Raw genomic sequence first — 16654 nt, 5'->3', positions numbered from 1 at the left:
AGTCTAGCATGTCCGTCCGTCACGAGGTGCCCGGCTATACTCGCTCGCGGGAGGCGACGATGACGCTGGATATCCGTGTGGACGATGTGGTGCGCCTGCGGAAGCCGCATCCGTGCGGATCGACCGACTGGGTCGTCGTCCGAGTCGGTGCCGATATCGGGTTACGCTGTCTCGGGTGTGGCCGGCGCGTGCTCTTACCGCGGCACGAGTTCCGCCGACGGTTGAAGACAGTCGTCGCTCGCTCGGAGAAACCGCCTTTCCTGATTCCCCCGAGGACAGCCGATGAGTAACACGCGTACCCTCGATCCGATACCGGAGGAGACGGCGCAACTGCACGGCACGCTGCTCCGGCACCGCCCATTCCTCGTCCTCTGGCTCATTCAAACGCTGTCGCAGACCTCGCAGAATGCGGTCAATTTCGGGTTGCTCGTGCTCGTCCAGGGGGTGATCGAGCGGGCCGCGGCGATCCCAGCCAACACGGCGATCGGGCTCGCCGTCCTCAGCTTTTCGGTTCCCGCCGTCCTCGTCAGTCCGCTCTCCGGTGTCGTCGCTGACCGCTTCGACCGCCGCCGCTTGCTGATCGTGACGAATCTGCTGCGCGGTCTCGCGGTCATCGGGCTCTTGTTCGTGGAAGCGCGCTGGGATCCGTTGGTCTCGCTCGCGGTGATCTATGCGCTCGCTTTTGCGTCCGGGACGGTCGGCCAGTTCTTCGGCCCTGCACTCTGGTCGATGGTGCCGACAGTGGTTCCCAATGGGCGACTGGTCCAGGCGAACGCACTGTTCAACCTGACCTTCACGGCCTCGCAACTCGCTGGATTCGCGGTCGTTGGGCCCTTGCTGGTCAAGCTGGTCGGTGTCCGTGCGGTCTTGGGTGCGACAGTGGTGTTGTTCGCGCTCAGTGGAGTCTTGAGTGTCGCGCTGCCGCGTGCGGCGCAAGCCGGAACGCGGCGGCCGACCGGTCTCGGGAACGTCGCTCGGGGCGTGCTCCGAGAGATGGTCGAAGGGCTCCGCCTCGCCGGCGGGCGTCGCACGCTGCGCAAGGCGATCGTCTATCTCGCCGTCGCGACAGCGACCTATCTGGTGATCGCCGCGCTCGGCCCGGGGTACGTGACACAGGTGCTGGATCTCGCGAAGGAGGACATCGCCTATCTGGTGCTTCCGGCTGGACTCGGCGTCGTCGTCGGGACGCTGATCGTGGATCCGGTCACGCGCCGGTTGGGGATCGAGCGGACAGCGGACGGGGCGCTGGCGATCGGTGGCCTCCTGCTCGTCGCGCTCGCTGGTTTGCCCGACCTGTTCGGTACACCGCAGAGCCAGCTCGTCGCGGCGATCGCCCTGGCGGCAGCCCTCGGGATGGCCGACGGGCTCGTCCGGGCGCCCGCTCAGACACTCCTGCAGCAGGAAGCGCCGGAGGAGGCGCGTGGACGGGTCTTCGCGGTCTTCTTCACGGTCTCGAACAGCGTCGCGTTCTTGCCGGTCTTCGGTGCCGGGGCGCTCGCCGATGCGTTCGGCGTGACGACCGTCCTGTTCGGTCTGGGAGTCCTGCTGGCTGGGGCGGGGATCTGGCAGGTCATCGTGCGCTGGCGGAACGGGTGACGCGCTGCAGCAGTGTACCGAGAGCCGGGCGGAGTCGTTGGGAGATCGTCGCCAGGTTGACCGACCAGCCGATGCCCCACACGGTCGGGGTGAGGAGCGAAGGGTCGTTCGGATTCCAGAGACGTTCCCGGACGCGGTCGAGCGTCGGTAGGCGGAAGTCATAGGGGACAGGGCCGATCCGGCCCGCCCAGGTGCGCTCGTGTGCGGGGCGGCGCAGTTGCTCGTAGAGCGCAGCCCCGATGAGAGCGAGTGCGATCCATCGGGCCAAGCGTCCGAGCCGTCGCATGGGCGAGTCCTTCCTCGTTCGGATTGGTCCGCTCGACGATGGTGTACCGCAGGCCAGATATCCCGACCGGTGGATGTCCGGCATCGAGCTGCTCGATCGTCAGCGGTTGCGACGACGCGGATCCAGCGCGTCGCGGAGTCCATCGCCGAGAAAGTTGAGTGCCATGACGACGCTGAAGATCGCGAGGCCGGGGAAGGTCGCCATCCACCACTGACTGAAGCGACGTTGTCCCTCGCGAATCATGGCACCCCATTCCGGTTCTGGCGGTACGGCGCCGAGTCCGATGAAGGAAAGGCCGGCGGTCAGCACGATCGCGGCGCCGACATCGAGCGTCGCTTTGACCACGAGCGGTGCCTGGGTGTTCGGCAGGATGTGGACGAGGAAGAGACGCAGCCGACTCGCACCGAGCGCCTCGGCAGCGGTCACGTACTCCTGCGCCTTGACAGCGAGAACCTGGGCGCGCATCAGCCGCGCGTATTCTGGCCAGAGGACGACGACGATGGCGATGAGCGCGTTCTTGAGACCCGGGCCGAGCGCTGCGGCGATGGCCATCGCCAGGACGATCGACGGAAAGGCCAGCACCATATCCGCGATTCGCATGAGTATCGTATCGACCCATCCACCGGTGTAACCAGCGACTGCTCCCACGACCGAGCCGATGACCAGTGCACCGGCGACGGTGAGGAATCCGGCCGGCAGCGAGATCCGTGCTCCGTAGAGCGTCCGGCGGAAGATATCGCGACCCAAGTCGTCGGTACCGAACCAGTGCGTCGGGGTCGGTGGCTGGAGGCGCGCGCTCACGTCGGTCGCCAGTGGATCGAAGGGAACGACGAAGCTCACCGTCAGTGCGACACCGATCCAGAAGAGGAGAATACCGAGTCCGACGAGAGCGGATGGGCGGCCGAGGAGCGCGCACACGGCCTGCCAGGCGGGGCGCTCGCGCCAGCGGGTGCGGAGAGCGAGTCGATTTGCCGTGCGCGCCGTTGCCGTCACGGGCACCACTCCTCACTGGGCGCGAATCCGTGGGTCGAGCACACCGTACAAGATGTCGGTCACGAAATTGATCGTCACGTAGACGACCGCGATGAGCAGCGTGACTCCCAGTACGGCAGGGAGGTCGAGCTTCATGGCAGCATCGACGGCGTAGCGGCCGATGCCCGGCCAGGCGAAGATCGTCTCCGTCAGAACGGCTCCGGCGAGCAGACTCCCGAAGGTGAGCCCGATAACGGTAACGGTCGGGATGAGCGCGTTCCGCAAGGCATGGCCGAGCACCACACGGCGCTCGGCGAGACCCTTGGCTCGCGCAGTGCGGATGTAATCGGCCTGGAGGACGTCGAGCAGCGCCGAACGGGTCATCCGCGCGATGATCCCCATCGCGTAGCTTCCGAGCACCATCCCCGGGAGGATGAGGTGGGAGATGACGTTGACGAACAACGCAAGGTCGCCAGCGAGCAAGCTGTCGATCGTGTAGAAGCCGGTGCGGAACGGCGGAGCGGTGAGGCGCGGGTCGATCCGCCCTGGCCCAGGCAGCAGTCTGAGGTTGGCGTAAAAGAGTTGCAAGGCCAGCAGCCCGAGCCAGAACACCGGGAGAGACACCCCGACGAGGGCGATAACGCGAGCGAGGTGGTCGATCCAGCGCTCGTACCAGACGGCCGAGACGATACCGAGCGTCACTCCCACTGCCACGGCGTACAGCATCGCGGCGAGTGCGAGTTCGACCGTGGCAGGAAAGCGCTCGCGGAGATCCTGCGCGACCGGTCGTCGGCTCGTGTAGGACTCGCCGAGGTCACCGCGGAGCAGGTTGCGCAGGTAGAACAGGTACTGCTCCGGCAGCGAGCGGTCGAGCCCCCAGCGCTCGCGGTACATGCGAACGATTTCGGGGTCATTGGCCGCTCGTTCCGGAAGGATCGCCATGAGGGGGTCGGCGGGGATCACGTGCGAGACCATGAAGGTCACCAGCGTGACCCCGAGCAACAGGGGAACCGTCACGATGAGGCGCCGCAGGATGAACTGGCCGAGCACGCTCGCGCTCCTCGCTGTCCCTCCTGGCGATCAGCCCTTCCGCACCTTGCTCAGGTCGACACCGATAACTGGATCGAAGACGTACCCTTGCACGGTCTTACCGACAGCGATCTGTGCCTTGGGCTGGTAGAGACAGAGGAAGGGTGCATCCTCGTTGAGGAGCCGCTGCCCTTCGGCGTAGAGCCGCGCGCGTTCCTGCGGATCGGCCGTGCGTGCGGCACGTTGGAAGAGATCGGCGACTTGCGCGTTGTTGTAGGCGACACGACGTGCTGCAGCCTCGCCGGGCACACCGAAGGGGATCGCCCAACCGTGCGGATCGAGGAAGTCGGGTGTCCAGCCGGAGATCGTGCTCTGGAGCTTCCCTGCTCGATAGTCCGCGAGCCGGACGTCCGGTGCACGGGGGTCGAGCGTCACGCGGATACCGACCTTGCTCAGGTCGTCAGCGATCTTGCTGGCGAGGACCTCGGACGAGACGCCGCCCACCTCGGTGCCGCCACTGCTGTAGGTCAAGGTCAGGGTAAAGCCGTTCGCGAGCCCTGCTTCGGCCAAGAGCTGGCGAGCGCGCTCGCGATCGGTGCGGTACCGTGCGTTCTCTGCTTCCTCGACGCCGAGGAGTCCGCTGGGGATGACCGAGGGCGGGCGGACAGCAGCGCCGCGCAGGAGCTGCTGGATGATCCCGTCGTAGTCGATGGCGTAGGCGATCGCCTGCCGCACGCGCTTGTCGGCGAGTTCTTTGCCGACCTCGGGGCTCGTGTGCATCGCGAAGTACTCGGTGTCGAGCGTGTCACCGCGAACGATCTGTGCTGTACCGGCCTGCTCGACCTCGGCGATGAGGTCGGCATCCAGATTGTGAGCCGCGTCGATATCGCCGTTTTCCAGAAGCTGTCGCTGCGTGGTCGGATCGGGGACGTGGCGGATGACCACGCGCTCGAGCGGGGCGGGCTGTCCCCAGTAGTTCGGGTTTCGCTCCATCACGATCTCTTGCTCTTTGACCCAGCCCTTGAGGACGAAGGGGCCGGAGCCGGCCGAGTTCTGGTTGAGCCACTCGGTCGCCTTATCGCTCTTGTCAGCGCCCGGCTGGTCGGTACCGCCGTGTTCCTTCACGACAGCCGAATCGAGGATCGAGAAGTTCGGGGAGACCAGCATGGCGAGGAACGCCGCGTTCGGTTCGGTGAGCGTGATCCGGACAGTGCGCGCGTCCGGTGTCTCCATCGACTGGATGATATCGGCGAGCCAGGAGGGATTGTCCTTGAGTTCGCGCAGGCGGTTGAAGCTGAAGACGACATCGGCGGACGTCAGTGGGTTGCCGGAGGCGAAACGGATGCCCTGGCGGAGCGTGAAGGTGTAGGTCGTGACGTCCTGGCTGATATCGACTTTCTCGGCCAAATGGAGGCGGACCGTTCGGATATCCGGTGGATCGATGGTGACCAGTCGCTCGTAGCACGCGCCCATGACGATGGGTGAGGTGAGTTCGTACTGGCGCGAGGGGTCGAGTGTCACGGTATCGGTCAAGCGCGCGATCACGAAGGTACCACCGGCCCCGCTGGGTGGAGCGGGAGAGGTTTGCGCAGCCGGAGTCGTGCCTGCTGGTGCCGTGGGCGTTGCTGCCGAGGGGGTCGGTGACGCTGGTGTGCCCCGGCAGGCGCTGAGCAGCCCTGCACCGACGATTCCGGCACCGAGAGCAGTGAGCCGGAGGAACGAACGACGGTGCAGCGCTGCGGAGAGCCAGGTCGATCGGTGCTCGTCCATGGTGTCTCCTCCTCGTCGACTCGTCCGACGTGGCTAGTCTGCGGTCGGGTGTTCGGTGCTGTCAAGGGCACTCTGCACGACCGGACAGCGGCACTTCGTCGGGAAGGCAGCGAACGGGCTCCAAACGGTGGAGCGCGACCGACCGATCGCTGGTGGAGTGAGCGGTTTGGCGGGTTCTCTGGCTGAGGGGTATCCTTGAAGGCGGGCAACCCCCGCCATGCTGGTGATCGTCCGCGATTGTGCGTGACGACGCAGCACATTACCAAACGAAGCATCGAGGAGAGGCGCGGAGATGGAAACGGTGTTGATCGTCGCCGCGGCTGTCGTGGTGACCGCGATCGCCGCGATGATTGGGACGTACGTGTATTTGCAGAGAGCGGCACGCTCGCGCCTGCGCGCGACCGGGGACGAAGTCCGGCGACTCCTGGAGGAGGCGGAGGCACGACAACGGGAGATCCTCCTGGAGGCGAAGGACGCGGCGCTCAAGCTGCGTGAGGAACTCGAGCAGGAGTACCAACAGCGCCGCCAGCAAGTCGAACGAATGGAACGACGGCTTCAGGCCAAGGAGGAGCAGCTCGACCGCCGGTTGGAAAACCTCGAGAAGCGCGAGCGGAGGATTCAGGCTCGCGAGAAGGAAATCGAAGAGCGCCTGGAGGAGATCGCACGACTCGAGCAAGAGCGGCAGGCAGAACTTCAGCGCGTCGCGCAGCTGTCGCTCGAGGAAGCTCGGCAGCTGGTGATCCAGCAGGCGACCGAGGAAGCACGAGAGATCCTCAATCGCCAGGTGCGGGAGCTCGAGCAGCAGGTGCGCGAGGAGGCGCAGCAGCGTGCCCGGATGATCCTCGCGACGGCGATCCAGCGTATCGCCTCCGAGTACGTTGCGGAAGCAACGGTCACGGTCGTTCAGCTCCCCAGCGACGACATGAAGGGGCGCATCATCGGTCGCGAGGGGCGCAATATCCGCGCGCTCGAGCAGGCGACCGGCGTCGATCTCATCGTCGACGATACGCCGGAAGCGGTCACGCTCTCGTCGTTCGATCCGGTGCGACGGGAGATCGCCCGGCGGGCGCTCCTCAAGCTCATCCAGGACGGTCGGATCCACCCAGCGCGGATCGAAGAAGTCGTCGAAAAGACGCGGCAAGAAGTCGAGCAGATCATCTGGGAAGAGGGGGAGCGGGCTGCGCTCGAGGCTGGCGTGCAGGGACTGCATCCGGACTTGATTCGCCTGCTCGGCCGGCTCCGGTTCCGCACCAGTTACGGGCAGAACGTGCTGCAGCACTCGATCGAGGTGGCTTTGATCGCCGGAGCCTTGGCTGCTGAGCTGGGTGCTGATGTCAACGTCGCCAAGACGGCGGGGCTGCTCCACGATATTGGCAAGGCGGTCGACCACGAGGTCGAAGGGCCGCACGCGCTGATCGGTGCCGACATCGCGCGGCGCCTGGGTCGCTCCGCCAAGATCGTGCACGCGATCGCTGCGCACCACGGTGAGGAAGAGCCGCGAACCGTCGAAGCCTTCATCGTGGCGGCTGCCGATGCGATCAGCGGGGCGCGGCCGGGCGCGCGGCGCGAGATGCTCGAGGCCTACATCAAGCGGTTGGAAGCGCTCGAGAGCGTCGCGACGTCCTTCCCCGGTGTCCAGAAGGCGTACGCGATCCAGGCAGGACGCGAGGTGCGCATCCTGGTCAAGCCAGACCAGATCGACGACTACGGAGCGTTGCGGCTCGCTCGCGACGTGGTGAAGAAGATTCAGGACACGCTCGACTATCCGGGGCAGATCAAGGTCACGGTCATCCGCGAAACGCGCGCGGTCGATTACGCACGCTGACGAGACAGCCGGCGTCCTACGGGACGCCGGCTGTCGTTCTTCCTCGCGTGGAGTCGTCGGCCAGTGCTTGTCTGACCAGCTGCTCTCGTCAGGAGTCCGTGCCGGTGCAGGAGCGGCAGGCGAGAAGCGGCGACGGTATTGACGTCTCGTGCAGCGTATGGTACGCCTACAGGCGGCTGCAGCCGCTGGCTGAGCCGTCGCGACGGTGGTCGCTTGTACGATGCTGCGATCGGTTCCTGCCGAGCGAGAGGAGTGGGGGGACAGCGCAAAGGATCGGACACGCTGCTCGGTTCGGATTCTGGCTCGGCAACTCGCGTGGCAGTGACCCACACCTACCGGAGGAGTTCAGGATGGAGCGCTTCTTCAGCAAGCTCGATTTGCGTGAAATTAAGATCGGTGCTGAGGCGAGCTTCCCGCCCGAGGAGGAGGCGTACGACGTGCAAGAGCGCGCGGAGGGTCAGGCGAAGACTGGTCAGCGGCGACGCAGCGAGGTGCTCAAGGTCTCGGCCCGCTCGCGGCCGAGTGCGGTCGCGGGTGCGATCGCCGGAGTCGTCCGTGAGGTCGGTCGAGCCGAGGTACAGGCGATCGGCGCGGGCGCGGCCAATCAGGCGATCAAGGCGGTCGCGATCGCGCGCGATTACCTCGCTGAATCTGGCATCGATGCGGTCTGCCTGCCGTCGTTCATCACGGTCACGATCGGCAACGAGGATCGGACCGCGATCCGTTTGATCGTCGAGCCGCGCTGAACGTTCGGAGCCCCCGGTCAGCTGACCGGGGGCTCGTTCTTTCTCCCACTCTCGTGCGATGGGAACGGTCGACCTCCACACGCACACGACGGCGTCCGATGGACTCTTTGCACCGCGCGAGCTGGTCCAGCTCGCCGCGGAGCGTGGCATCCGCGTGCTCGCGGTGACCGACCATGATGCGGTCGCTGGCATTCCGGAGGCGCAGCGAGCTGCCGAGGAGTACGGGATCCTGCTGGTACCAGGGATCGAGCTCAGCACGGCAGTCGAGCGCGGCGAGCTCCATCTGCTCGGGTACTTCATCGATCCGGAGCATCCGGATCTCGCGCGGCATCTCCATCGTCTCCATACGGCACGCCGCGAGCGTGCGGTCCGCTTGATCGAGCAGCTCCGTTCGCTCGGCTTCCCGGTCTCGCTCGAAGAGCTGGAAGCGATCGCCCAGGGCGGAACGATCACCCGTGCCCACGCAGCGCGGTTGCTCCTCGTGAAGGGCTACGTGTCGTCGATCGACGAAGCGTTCGATCGCTACCTGGGTCGCAACCGCCCGGCCTATGTTCCGCATAGCTATCCCAGCCCGCGGCAGGCGGTCGAGATCGTGCGCGCGGCTGGTGGTGTGCCCGTGCTGGCGCATCCGTTGAGCGTGGACGATCTCGAGGGGGCGCTCGCCGAGCTGATCCCTGCCGGTCTGGCTGGGTTGGAAGCCTGGTACGGCGAATACTCGCCGGACCAGCAGCGCGACCTCGCCGCGCTCGCCGAGCGCTACGGCCTGATCGCGACAGGTGGCAGCGACTATCACGGCCCAGGATTCCGCGCTGGTCGCGAGCTCGGTGCCGTCGATGTCCCACCGGCAGTTGTGGAGGCACTCGTGGCATGTGCTCGTCGTGACGGTGATCGTCCTGCTACACTGCCTCTCCAGTGAAGGGCCGTGGTACTCGACGAGTGGCACAGCGAGATGCCGGTGGCCGATTCTTCCCGTGAGACAGCACGAGTCGTCGAACCGCACGAGGCACGATCGCAGCCGCCGAGCAACCGGCGACAGGTACGCCTCGAGCGAGCCGGTTCGCCGTTCGGCCGATTGCTCCGGTACGGTGGGCTCTTCATCGGAGCGCTCGTCGGCTGGTCGTTCGGCGGTGCGCTGGCTGCCCGGCCGGAACTCGTCGCTGCCTCCCAACTCTTTCTCGCCGCTGTCCTGGCTGGTCTAGGCTTTCTCGTGACACCCTATATCGTGTTCGATCTCGTGGATGCCGTGGTCGGTCGCTTGCGGCGCTTGACGATCGAGGCACTCCTCGTCAGCTGCTCGGGCGCGTTCGTCGGTGCGCTGCTCGGCCTGGTGCTGGCCTGGCCGCTGGCGCTCCTGCCTCGACCCGCTGGGCAGCTCGTGCCGTCAGTCGTTGCGGCCTTGCTGACGCTGATCGGCGCGTCGGTCGCGCATACCAAGCAAGGCGAAATCCTGTCGCTCTTCCGGCGACGCGCACCGGCGGACGGGCCAGTGCTGGTCCTGGATACGAGTGTCCTCATCGATGGACGAGTGCGCGATCTGTTTCGCCTCGGTTTCCTCGATGGTCGGGTGCTGGTACCCGAAGAAGTCCTCCGCGAGCTGCAGCTGCTTGCCGAGCACAGCGATCCGTCACGGCGCGCGCGCGGGCGACGCGGTCTCGATCTCCTCCGCCGCCTGCGGGACGATCTCGGTGCCCGGCTGGAGGTCGTTCCGGGTTCGGTTCCGCACCGGACCGCTGACGACGCGGTCATCGCATGCGGTAGCGAGTTCGGCGGCAAGCTTCTGACTTGTGACCAACAGCTGGCCGACCTCGCGCGTGTTCGCGGCATCGTCGTCCTCAATCCGAACCAGCTGGCCGAAGCCCTGCGCAGTCCAGTTCATGCCGGTGATCGCTTGACGCTTCGACTGGTCGGGGAAGGTCGCGAAGCCGGTCAGGCCGTCGGCTATTTGGACGATGGAACGCTCGTGATCGTGGAGCGCGCACGCGACTCCATCGGCGAGGATGTCACGGTCGAGGTCACGCGGACGCTCCAGACTGCAGGAGGGCGCCTGATCTTCGCCCATCTCGTCGATCGAGGTGGAGCACGATGAGCTGCGGTGCGGTGGTGCCAGCCGCCGGGCGTGGCCAGCGTCTCGGCGGTCGGGACAAGGCGCTCGTTCCGCTGGCTGGGCGTCCGGCACTGGCCTGGGTGCTCGAGGCGCTCGATCGGTCGGGTGTCATCGATACGGTCGTGGTGGTGACGAACCAGGCGAACTGTGCAGCAGTCGAAGCGCTCTGTAGCTCGCTCGGGCTCACGGTGCCGGTGCGGATCGTTCTCGGGGGTGCCGAGCGGGCACTTTCCGTCCGGGCCGGGGTCGAAGCGCTCGAGCCGAATCGGCGTTTCGTGCTGGTGCACGATGCCGCACGTCCGCTGGTGACACCGGAGTTGATCCGACGGGCAGTCGAGGCTGTGCAGCGGCACGGGGCGGTGGTCGCTGCGGTCCCGGTCGTGGACACGATCAAGCAGGTGGCGCTCGACGGACGGGTCGTGACCACCCCGGATCGGGCGAGTCTCGTGGCGGCACAGACGCCGCAGGTCTTCCGCCTGGACTGGTTGCACGAGGCGTACCGGCGTGTCGGAACGGGACTGGCGGCGGCGACCGACGAAGCCGTGCTCCTGGAACGAGCAGGGTTCCCGGTGTACGTCTTTCCCGGCGATCCCGAGAACCTGAAAGTGACGACACCGCTCGATGTCACGCTCGCTGAATTCCTGCTCGAGCGAAGGAGGCGAGGATGATCCGAGTCGGTCTGGGGTACGACGTGCATCCGCTGGTACCGGGAAGGCGACTCGTCCTCGGTGGGGTGGAGATTCCCAGCACGATCGGGTTATCCGGCCATTCCGATGCCGACGTTCTCTTGCACGCGATCGGCGATGCGTTGCTCGGTGCGGCTGGACTCGGAGACCTCGGCGTGCATTTCCCGTCGGACGACGAGCGCTGGCGTGATCGCTCGAGCGTCGAGCTGCTCCGCATCATTCACCAGCTCGTCCAGGAGGCGGGATGGCAGGTCGTCTTCATCGATGCGACGGTAATCGCGGAGATCCCACGGATCGCCCCCTACCGCGAGCGGATGCGCGAGCGGATCGCTGTGACGCTCGAACTACCGGTCTCCTCGGTGAGTCTCAAGGCGACGACCAATGAGCGACTCGGGTTCGTCGGTCGCGGTGAGGGGATCGCAGCGCTCGCTGTGGCGACCGTTCGAGCAGTCAGCGAGCGTACCAGCTGAAAGGGGTGGAGGGTGCGTGTCCTGCTCCAGCGGGTGAGTCGGGCGAGCGTGACGGTCGATGGGCAGATCGTCGGGGCGATCGGGCCAGGGCTGCTGCTGCTGGTCGGCATCCGTCGCGGTGACGACCAGGCGACGGCCGAATGGATGGCGCAAAAGGTCGCCAACCTGCGCATCTTCGAGGACGAGGCTGGCAAGATGAACCGCTCCGTCCTCGACGTCGGCGGGCAAGCGCTCGTCGTGTCGCAGTTCACGCTCTACGCCGACGTGCGCAAGGGGCGCCGACCGAGCTTCGTCGAAGCCGCTGCGCCGGAGGAGGCACGGCCGCTCGTCGATGCGTTCGCCGATGCCCTGCGTCAGCTCGGCGTCCCGGTCGAGACAGGTGTGTTCGGGGCCCATATGGACGTCGAGCTGGTCAACGACGGCCCGGTGACGATCTGGCTCGACAGCGCCGAACTCCGCGGCACAGGAGAAGACTAGGACTTTCTGGTACCCTGTTCGAGCGCGGATGAGTGCTACACTGGCGCTGAGGGCGTCGAGCACAATGGGGGCACGTGTGTATTGCCCGCAGTGCGGTCAACGGATGAGCGACGAGCAGTCGGTCTGTCCGACCTGTGGCGCGGCCGTTCCGCGTGAGGTCTCCGGCACGAGCACCTGCCCGCAGTGTGGTGCTGCGCGCGCGCCCGACGACACGTATTGCCGGCAGTGCGGTGCTGTCCTGCCGCTCGATCTCGCTGCGCTCGGCCTCGGTGAAGCGGAGCCGACTGGAGTCGATGCTGGTCGTCTGGAACTGCCTGACTGGTTGCGTGTGCCGGAGACGGAAGCGGCAGGCCGTGAGCCCGCGCTGTTGAGCGATCTCGATCTTCCGGAGTGGCTCCGCGAGTCGAGCGTGCCGGAAAGTCCTTCTGTCGAACCGGTCCCACCTGCAACGACGTTCGTCCTTCCACCGGTCGCGGCAGTGTGGAGTCAGCCAGCTGCGCCGGAAGCTGTTGCCCTGCACCTTTTCGAGCCGCTGCCGCTGTTGCTCGTACCGGAGATCAGTGTGACGGGAGCGGCTCCCGCGAGCGCGGATGCGCGTGCGCCAGCCGGCGAGCGCAGCGTGGCTCGGATCGCGCTCATTCTCGCGCTCGCCGTGTTGATCGGCGTGGCGGTGTACATCGTTTGGGTGAGCCGGTGAACGTTCGACCGATCGCTCCGGGAACGGAGGAAGGGCGATGCACAGCGCGGTAATCGTGTCGCTCGGGCGATCGAGTTCCCGCGTCGTCATCGCTGACCGTGTGGAAGGGCAGCCGCGCTTGCTCGCCAGTGTCTGCGTTCCTGGCCGTCACCTCAGCGACGCTATTCGCCAGGCCGAGCGGAGCCTCGGTCGTCTGCTTCTCGAGGAAGGGCACCCGATCCAGCCACGCCGTGCACTGGGCGACGGTGCCGATGCCTGGGCTGTCGTCGGTGGTCCGGCCACCCTACCGACCCTGGTGCTCGTCGCTGTCGATGGGGCGCATCCACTGGTCGATCTGGCTGTCCGCGCAGCGCGTGCTTCGCTCGTTCGCGTGCACCGGATCGATGCGGATGGTTCGTTGAGTCCGACGATGCTCGCCCAGCAGCTGCGCACCGTGCAACCTGCTTTCCTCCTGCTCGCCGGTACGGAAGACCTGACTCGCTGGGATCCGGTACTGGCTGGTATCGCGAGTGCCCTCGGCGGAGAGCTGCGTCCCGAGCTGGGTATCGTCGTCGCCGCGGAGGCGGTCCAGCAGCGTGTGGCCGAGTATCTCGGCGAACATCTCGAACTCATGGGCGTCGATCCGACCGCGTTCGTTCCGGCCGAGGTGATCCGGGCGATCGTGACCGAGTTCCGCGTTCGCTCCGTTGCACGGTTGCGCGACGAGATCGGCTCCGACTTCGCTGAACGAGTGGTCGATCGGTTATCGGCGCTCGAGCGTGCGGCTGCGTTCCTGGTTCGCCGAGCGGAACAACGGCTCACGGTGCTCGACTTCGAGCTCGGGACGTTGACCCTCTGGGCTCGTCCCGACGGCATGCTGACGCTCTTCCAAGCCGATCGCGACCTCGGCCCGGAGGCGCTGTCGCTCATCGAAGTCGATGGCGAGGCGGTCCGTCGCTGGACACCCTGGGCAGCGAGCGACGACGACATCGCGGACTGGCTGGCGAATCGTGCCGTGCGACCGGCGGGTGTGCTGCTCGATCCACGCGACCAGGTGCTGCTGGCGGCTATCCTGCGAGTGCTTCTCGAGCAGAGCGCAGCAGCGGTCGAGGAACCGGCTCTGCGTGAGGACGTGACGCTGGTGACGCTCGGCCCGGCATTCGCCACCTTGCCTGCAGCGCTGGCAGTGCTCTGCGTGCTCGATGGGTTGCAGCCGATTCCGGCGAACGGGATGCTCAGTATCGCGCTCGACGAGGCGGACCTCCTGGTGGCCAGCGGGGCGCTGGCCGAGGAACGAAGCGGGTACGCTGCCGCTCTTCTGGAACGCGATGGGCTGCTGCCGCTGGCTCACGCTGTGGTGTTGACCGGGGACGGGATCGACGGTGCGATCGCGGTGCGGGGGGAAGTACGGATCGGTGAGTCGATCCGGCGGTTTTCCGTCCCATGGGGAAGCCTGCACACGCTCGCCGTTCCCTTCGGGACGACGGTGGAACTCACGCTCGAGCCGGAATCCCAGATACGGATCGGCACGCTCGATCCGGGAGTCGCGCTGCGGTTCACTGGCCCAGCTGCTCTGGGCTGGACGCGTCTCGGAATCGTCATCGATGCGCGTGGACGACCGATCACGTTGCCGTCCGATCCGACCGCTCGTGCGCGGCGGCTCCGCTCCTGGCTCGCTGACGTGGGATATCCGGTGGGAGGGTTGCCATGAACGGCGTCGCGCGTCTCCCGCTCGTGGCGGTCGATGCCGAGTGCTGTGTCCGGCGACGCTTCATCACCCCAGAGTTCCAGGTTAGCGCGTCGCAACTCGTGGAGCCGGAGACGGTGGTCGCAGTCGCGGCCGCTGGTGTGGAACGGTCGGTCCAGATCGCCGTGGCGGTCGAGCTGGGGGTGCCACCGCAGGAAGCCGCTCGATGCCTGGTGCGGGCGCTCGGGGAGCGGGTCGAGGCAGGCGAAGTCGTGGCAGCGCGCCGGCGTGGCTTGCGGACACAGCAGGTCACGAGCCCGATCACCGGCCGGTTGGAGCGTTTCGACGAGCAGACCGGTTCGCTCCTCGTCGTCGCCGAAGCGCCGCGCCGTCCGGTCCGCGCGCTGGTCGCAGGTGAGGTGCGTGCGGTGCAGGACGACACGGTCGAGATCGCCGTCGTCGGTGACCTGGTGCACGGCACGGTGCTGCTCGGCCCGGAGTGTGCTGGGCCACTGGTGGTGCTGGCGGATCGACCGGATCGCGAGTTGCCGATCGAGGAGTTCGACGAGCGGTGTCGCGGTGCGGTCGTTCTCGCTGGCATGACAGTCGGGAGCGCTGTGTTGCGGCGACTCGAAGAAGTCGGCGCGGCCGGTGTCATCGTCGGCGGCATCTCGGTGAGCGCGCTGGAACCGTTCGTCGGGGGGCGGGCGGACGAGCGGCTGCGCACGCTACTGGAGGCGCGCGAGGCCGTCTGGTCTTTCTCCTTCGGCCTGCTTCTTGTGGAAGGCTTCGGTCGCTTGCCGCTCGCGCACCCGCTCTTCGCGTTCTTGCAGGAACGGAACGGCCGTTGGGTTTCCCTGCTCCGGGCAGACAGCGTCGGCGTCGAGCGTCCGGTCGCTCTCGTGTCCTCCCGGAGCTTTCAAGGGATACCGTTGGAGCCGGTTCCCTTCGAGGACGGTATACCGGTTCACGTCGATGTCCCGGCTCGGCCGGGGGTCGGCTACCTCCGCAGTGCGCCGTTCCTCTCGCGGACCTTCGATGGCGCTGCATTCCCCGCTGTCCTGGTCGAGCGTGACGGGCGGATCGAGCAGCAGCCGGTCGACCTCGTGACCCCGCTCGGGATCAGTCCGTAATCCGCGGCAGGTTGCGTGCGCGCCGCTGCTCGGCGTAGATCGCGGCCACTTCGTCCGGTGTGCGCGCGACTTCCTGCCGGAGTTGCAGGAAGCGCAGCAAGGCGTTGCGCGTGAGGAGGCCGAGGAGTCGGCTGTCATCGACGACGGGCACTTGATGGATCTCGTGCGCTGCCATCAAGCGCAACACGCGCTCGAGGTCGTCGTCAGGTGTCGCGGTGATCAAGCGCTCGCGTGGCGTCATCAGGTCGCGGACACGACGCACCGGCCACTCCGCGCGCGGTGCGTGGCGCACGTCGGTCAGGGTCACGATACCGACCAGCCGGCCGTCCTCGACGACGGGGAAGCTTCGCACGTTGTAGGCGAGCAACGCGTCGACCAGCTGATCGATCGTGAGATCGGGAGCGATGGTCGGCGGGTCGGGATCCATCAGCTGACCGACACGGACACCCTCGAAGAAGCGCCGGATGACCAGCTGCTGGTAGGACTGCTGGGCCGCGTTCTGCAAGAACCAGCCGAGAGCGATGAGCCAGATACCGGATAGCGGCGAACGGAACACCAGGAACAGCCCACCGGCCATGAAGAGGAACCCGATCGCGACCCCGATGCCGGCAGCGATCCGCGTTGCCCGGAGGACGTTGCGCATCGCCCCCCACAGGACGGCACGCAGCACGCGACCGCCGTCCAGCGGGTAGGCCGGGATCGAGTTGAATGCCACCAAGATCAGGTTGGCCCAGCCCAGGTACTCGAGAACCGCTCCGAGTTGCTGGTTGACGCCCTCGACCGGTTGCCAGAGCAGGATCGACCCCGTGCCGATGACCAGGCTCACCAGCGGGCCAGCGACAGCGATCAAAAACTCGTCGCGGGCACGCCGTGCCTCGTCAGCCAGCTGAGCAACACCACCGAAGATGAAGAGGACGATGCTGACGACCGGTACGCCGCGCGATTGCGCGACGAGCGAGTGCCCGAGCTCATGGGCGAGCACGGAAGCGAAGAGCAGCAGACTCGACAGGGCGCCGACTGCCCAATAGGTTCCAGGGTTCCAGCCAGGGTACCAGCTCGGGAACACACCAGCAGCGAGCGAGTAGGTCAGCAAAGCGAAAACGAGAAGCCAGCTGTAGTGCAACCCGATCTCGATGCCACGGATCCGGCCCAAACGAATCGATGCTTCCACGGATGTCCTCCTCGCGTGGTGGGCAT

At 66.7% G+C, this 16654-nt stretch carries 17 protein-coding genes; 12 read left to right on the top strand and 5 right to left on the bottom strand.

The genetic code is table 11. The features are described from left to right. The first annotated feature begins 59 nt into the window (after positions 1–59). Both OO015_RS05090 and OO015_RS05085 read left to right on the top strand, forming a co-directional pair. A complete protein-coding gene (locus tag OO015_RS05090; RefSeq protein WP_265940148.1) occupies positions 60–290 on the top strand; it encodes a DUF951 domain-containing protein in 231 nt (76 codons plus the stop codon). Further along, positions 283–1596, top strand: a complete 1314-nt coding sequence (locus OO015_RS05085; protein ID WP_265940147.1) for an MFS transporter — start codon at positions 283–285, stop codon at positions 1594–1596. Before OO015_RS05090 ends, OO015_RS05085 begins: the two co-directional genes overlap by 8 nt. Here the strand turns inward: OO015_RS05085 and OO015_RS05080 are convergent. The 4 genes from OO015_RS05080 to OO015_RS05065 all read right to left on the bottom strand — a co-directional run bounded on the left by OO015_RS05080 (position 1571) and on the right by OO015_RS05065 (position 5653). Then, positions 1571–1882: a DUF5808 domain-containing protein gene (locus OO015_RS05080; RefSeq protein ID WP_265940146.1), complete on the bottom strand. Its 312-nt coding sequence runs from the start codon at positions 1880–1882 to the stop codon at positions 1571–1573. The genes OO015_RS05085 and OO015_RS05080 overlap by 26 nt on opposite strands. Positions 1883–1981: 99 nt before the next feature. Beyond that, positions 1982–2875 carry an ABC transporter permease gene (locus tag OO015_RS05075; protein WP_265940145.1) on the bottom strand — a complete coding sequence of 298 codons (894 nt, stop codon included), beginning with the start codon at positions 2873–2875 and terminating at the stop codon, positions 1982–1984. 12 nt (positions 2876–2887) lie between these two features. Further along, positions 2888–3904, bottom strand: a complete 1017-nt coding sequence (locus tag OO015_RS05070; RefSeq protein ID WP_265940144.1) for an ABC transporter permease — start codon at positions 3902–3904, stop codon at positions 2888–2890. Between the two features lie 30 nt (positions 3905–3934). Beyond that, positions 3935–5653 (bottom strand): ABC transporter substrate-binding protein, encoded by a 1719-nt coding sequence (locus OO015_RS05065; protein ID WP_265940143.1) that lies wholly within the window; start codon positions 5651–5653, stop codon positions 3935–3937. A gap of 292 nt (positions 5654–5945) precedes the next feature. Here OO015_RS05065 and rny point away from each other — a divergent pair, with 292 nt between their 5' ends. The 10 genes from rny (at position 5946) to OO015_RS05015 (ending at position 15457) form a co-directional block, all read left to right on the top strand. Beyond that, positions 5946–7478 carry a ribonuclease Y gene (gene rny / locus OO015_RS05060; RefSeq protein WP_265940142.1) on the top strand — a complete coding sequence of 511 codons (1533 nt, stop codon included), beginning with the start codon at positions 5946–5948 and terminating at the stop codon, positions 7476–7478. 350 nt (positions 7479–7828) lie between these two features. Further along, positions 7829–8224, top strand: coding sequence for a stage V sporulation protein S (locus OO015_RS05055; protein WP_416236567.1), 396 nt, complete (start codon positions 7829–7831; stop codon positions 8222–8224). 58 nt (positions 8225–8282) lie between these two features. Next, complete coding sequence (locus OO015_RS05050) at positions 8283–9140, top strand: PHP domain-containing protein (RefSeq protein WP_265940141.1); 858 nt, start codon at positions 8283–8285, stop codon at positions 9138–9140. Between the two features lie 39 nt (positions 9141–9179). After that, complete coding sequence (locus tag OO015_RS05045) at positions 9180–10310, top strand: PIN/TRAM domain-containing protein (protein WP_265940140.1); 1131 nt, start codon at positions 9180–9182, stop codon at positions 10308–10310. Beyond that, complete coding sequence (gene ispD / locus OO015_RS05040) at positions 10307–10996, top strand: 2-C-methyl-D-erythritol 4-phosphate cytidylyltransferase (protein ID WP_265940139.1); 690 nt, start codon at positions 10307–10309, stop codon at positions 10994–10996. Before OO015_RS05045 ends, ispD begins: the two co-directional genes overlap by 4 nt. Then, positions 10993–11484, top strand: a complete 492-nt coding sequence (gene ispF / locus OO015_RS05035) for a 2-C-methyl-D-erythritol 2,4-cyclodiphosphate synthase (protein WP_265940138.1) — start codon at positions 10993–10995, stop codon at positions 11482–11484. Before ispD ends, ispF begins: the two co-directional genes overlap by 4 nt. Positions 11485–11496: 12 nt before the next feature. Then, positions 11497–11961, top strand: a complete 465-nt coding sequence (gene dtd, locus OO015_RS05030; RefSeq protein ID WP_265940137.1) for a D-aminoacyl-tRNA deacylase — start codon at positions 11497–11499, stop codon at positions 11959–11961. A gap of 64 nt (positions 11962–12025) precedes the next feature. After that, positions 12026–12658, top strand: coding sequence for a zinc ribbon domain-containing protein (locus OO015_RS05025; protein ID WP_265940136.1), 633 nt, complete (start codon positions 12026–12028; stop codon positions 12656–12658). Between the two features lie 37 nt (positions 12659–12695). Next, positions 12696–14348 carry a hypothetical protein gene (locus OO015_RS05020; protein ID WP_265940135.1) on the top strand — a complete coding sequence of 551 codons (1653 nt, stop codon included), beginning with the start codon at positions 12696–12698 and terminating at the stop codon, positions 14346–14348. After that, the gene (locus tag OO015_RS05015; protein ID WP_265940134.1) at positions 14345–15457 is read left to right on the top strand and encodes a hypothetical protein; all 1113 of its coding nucleotides are present in this window, start codon (positions 14345–14347) and stop codon (positions 15455–15457) included. The genes OO015_RS05020 and OO015_RS05015 overlap by 4 nt, the downstream gene beginning before the upstream one ends. Here OO015_RS05015 and OO015_RS05010 read toward each other — a convergent pair. Beyond that, a complete protein-coding gene (locus OO015_RS05010) occupies positions 15447–16628 on the bottom strand; it encodes a site-2 protease family protein (protein WP_265940133.1) in 1182 nt (393 codons plus the stop codon). The two genes, OO015_RS05015 and OO015_RS05010, sit on opposite strands and share 11 nt — an antisense overlap. Positions 16629–16654 lie beyond the last annotated feature (26 nt).

The sequence above is a fragment of the Thermomicrobium sp. 4228-Ro genome, assembly GCF_026241205.1.
Taxonomy (GTDB): Bacteria; Chloroflexota; Chloroflexia; order Thermomicrobiales; family Thermomicrobiaceae; genus Thermomicrobium.
The sequence above is the reverse complement of the archived record's forward strand: the minus strand, read 5'-3'. Positions and strand labels throughout refer to the sequence as shown.

Coding starts and splice junctions, on each gene's coding strand:
- ispD (WP_265940139.1), top strand. CDS start 10,307: ATGAGCTGCGGTGCGGTGGTGCCAGCCGCCGGGCGTGGCCAGCGTCTC.
- rny (WP_265940142.1), top strand. CDS start 5,946: ATGGAAACGGTGTTGATCGTCGCCGCGGCTGTCGTGGTGACCGCGATC.
- ispF (WP_265940138.1), top strand. CDS start 10,993: ATGATCCGAGTCGGTCTGGGGTACGACGTGCATCCGCTGGTACCGGGA.
- OO015_RS05085 (WP_265940147.1), top strand. CDS start 283: ATGAGTAACACGCGTACCCTCGATCCGATACCGGAGGAGACGGCGCAA.
- OO015_RS05080 (WP_265940146.1), bottom strand. CDS start 1,882: ATGCGACGGCTCGGACGCTTGGCCCGATGGATCGCACTCGCTCTCATC.
- OO015_RS05055 (WP_416236567.1), top strand. CDS start 7,829: ATGGAGCGCTTCTTCAGCAAGCTCGATTTGCGTGAAATTAAGATCGGT.
- OO015_RS05050 (WP_265940141.1), top strand. CDS start 8,283: ATGGGAACGGTCGACCTCCACACGCACACGACGGCGTCCGATGGACTC.
- OO015_RS05065 (WP_265940143.1), bottom strand. CDS start 5,653: ATGGACGAGCACCGATCGACCTGGCTCTCCGCAGCGCTGCACCGTCGT.
- OO015_RS05015 (WP_265940134.1), top strand. CDS start 14,345: ATGAACGGCGTCGCGCGTCTCCCGCTCGTGGCGGTCGATGCCGAGTGC.
- OO015_RS05020 (WP_265940135.1), top strand. CDS start 12,696: ATGCACAGCGCGGTAATCGTGTCGCTCGGGCGATCGAGTTCCCGCGTC.
- OO015_RS05025 (WP_265940136.1), top strand. CDS start 12,026: ATGGGGGCACGTGTGTATTGCCCGCAGTGCGGTCAACGGATGAGCGAC.
- OO015_RS05090 (WP_265940148.1), top strand. CDS start 60: ATGACGCTGGATATCCGTGTGGACGATGTGGTGCGCCTGCGGAAGCCG.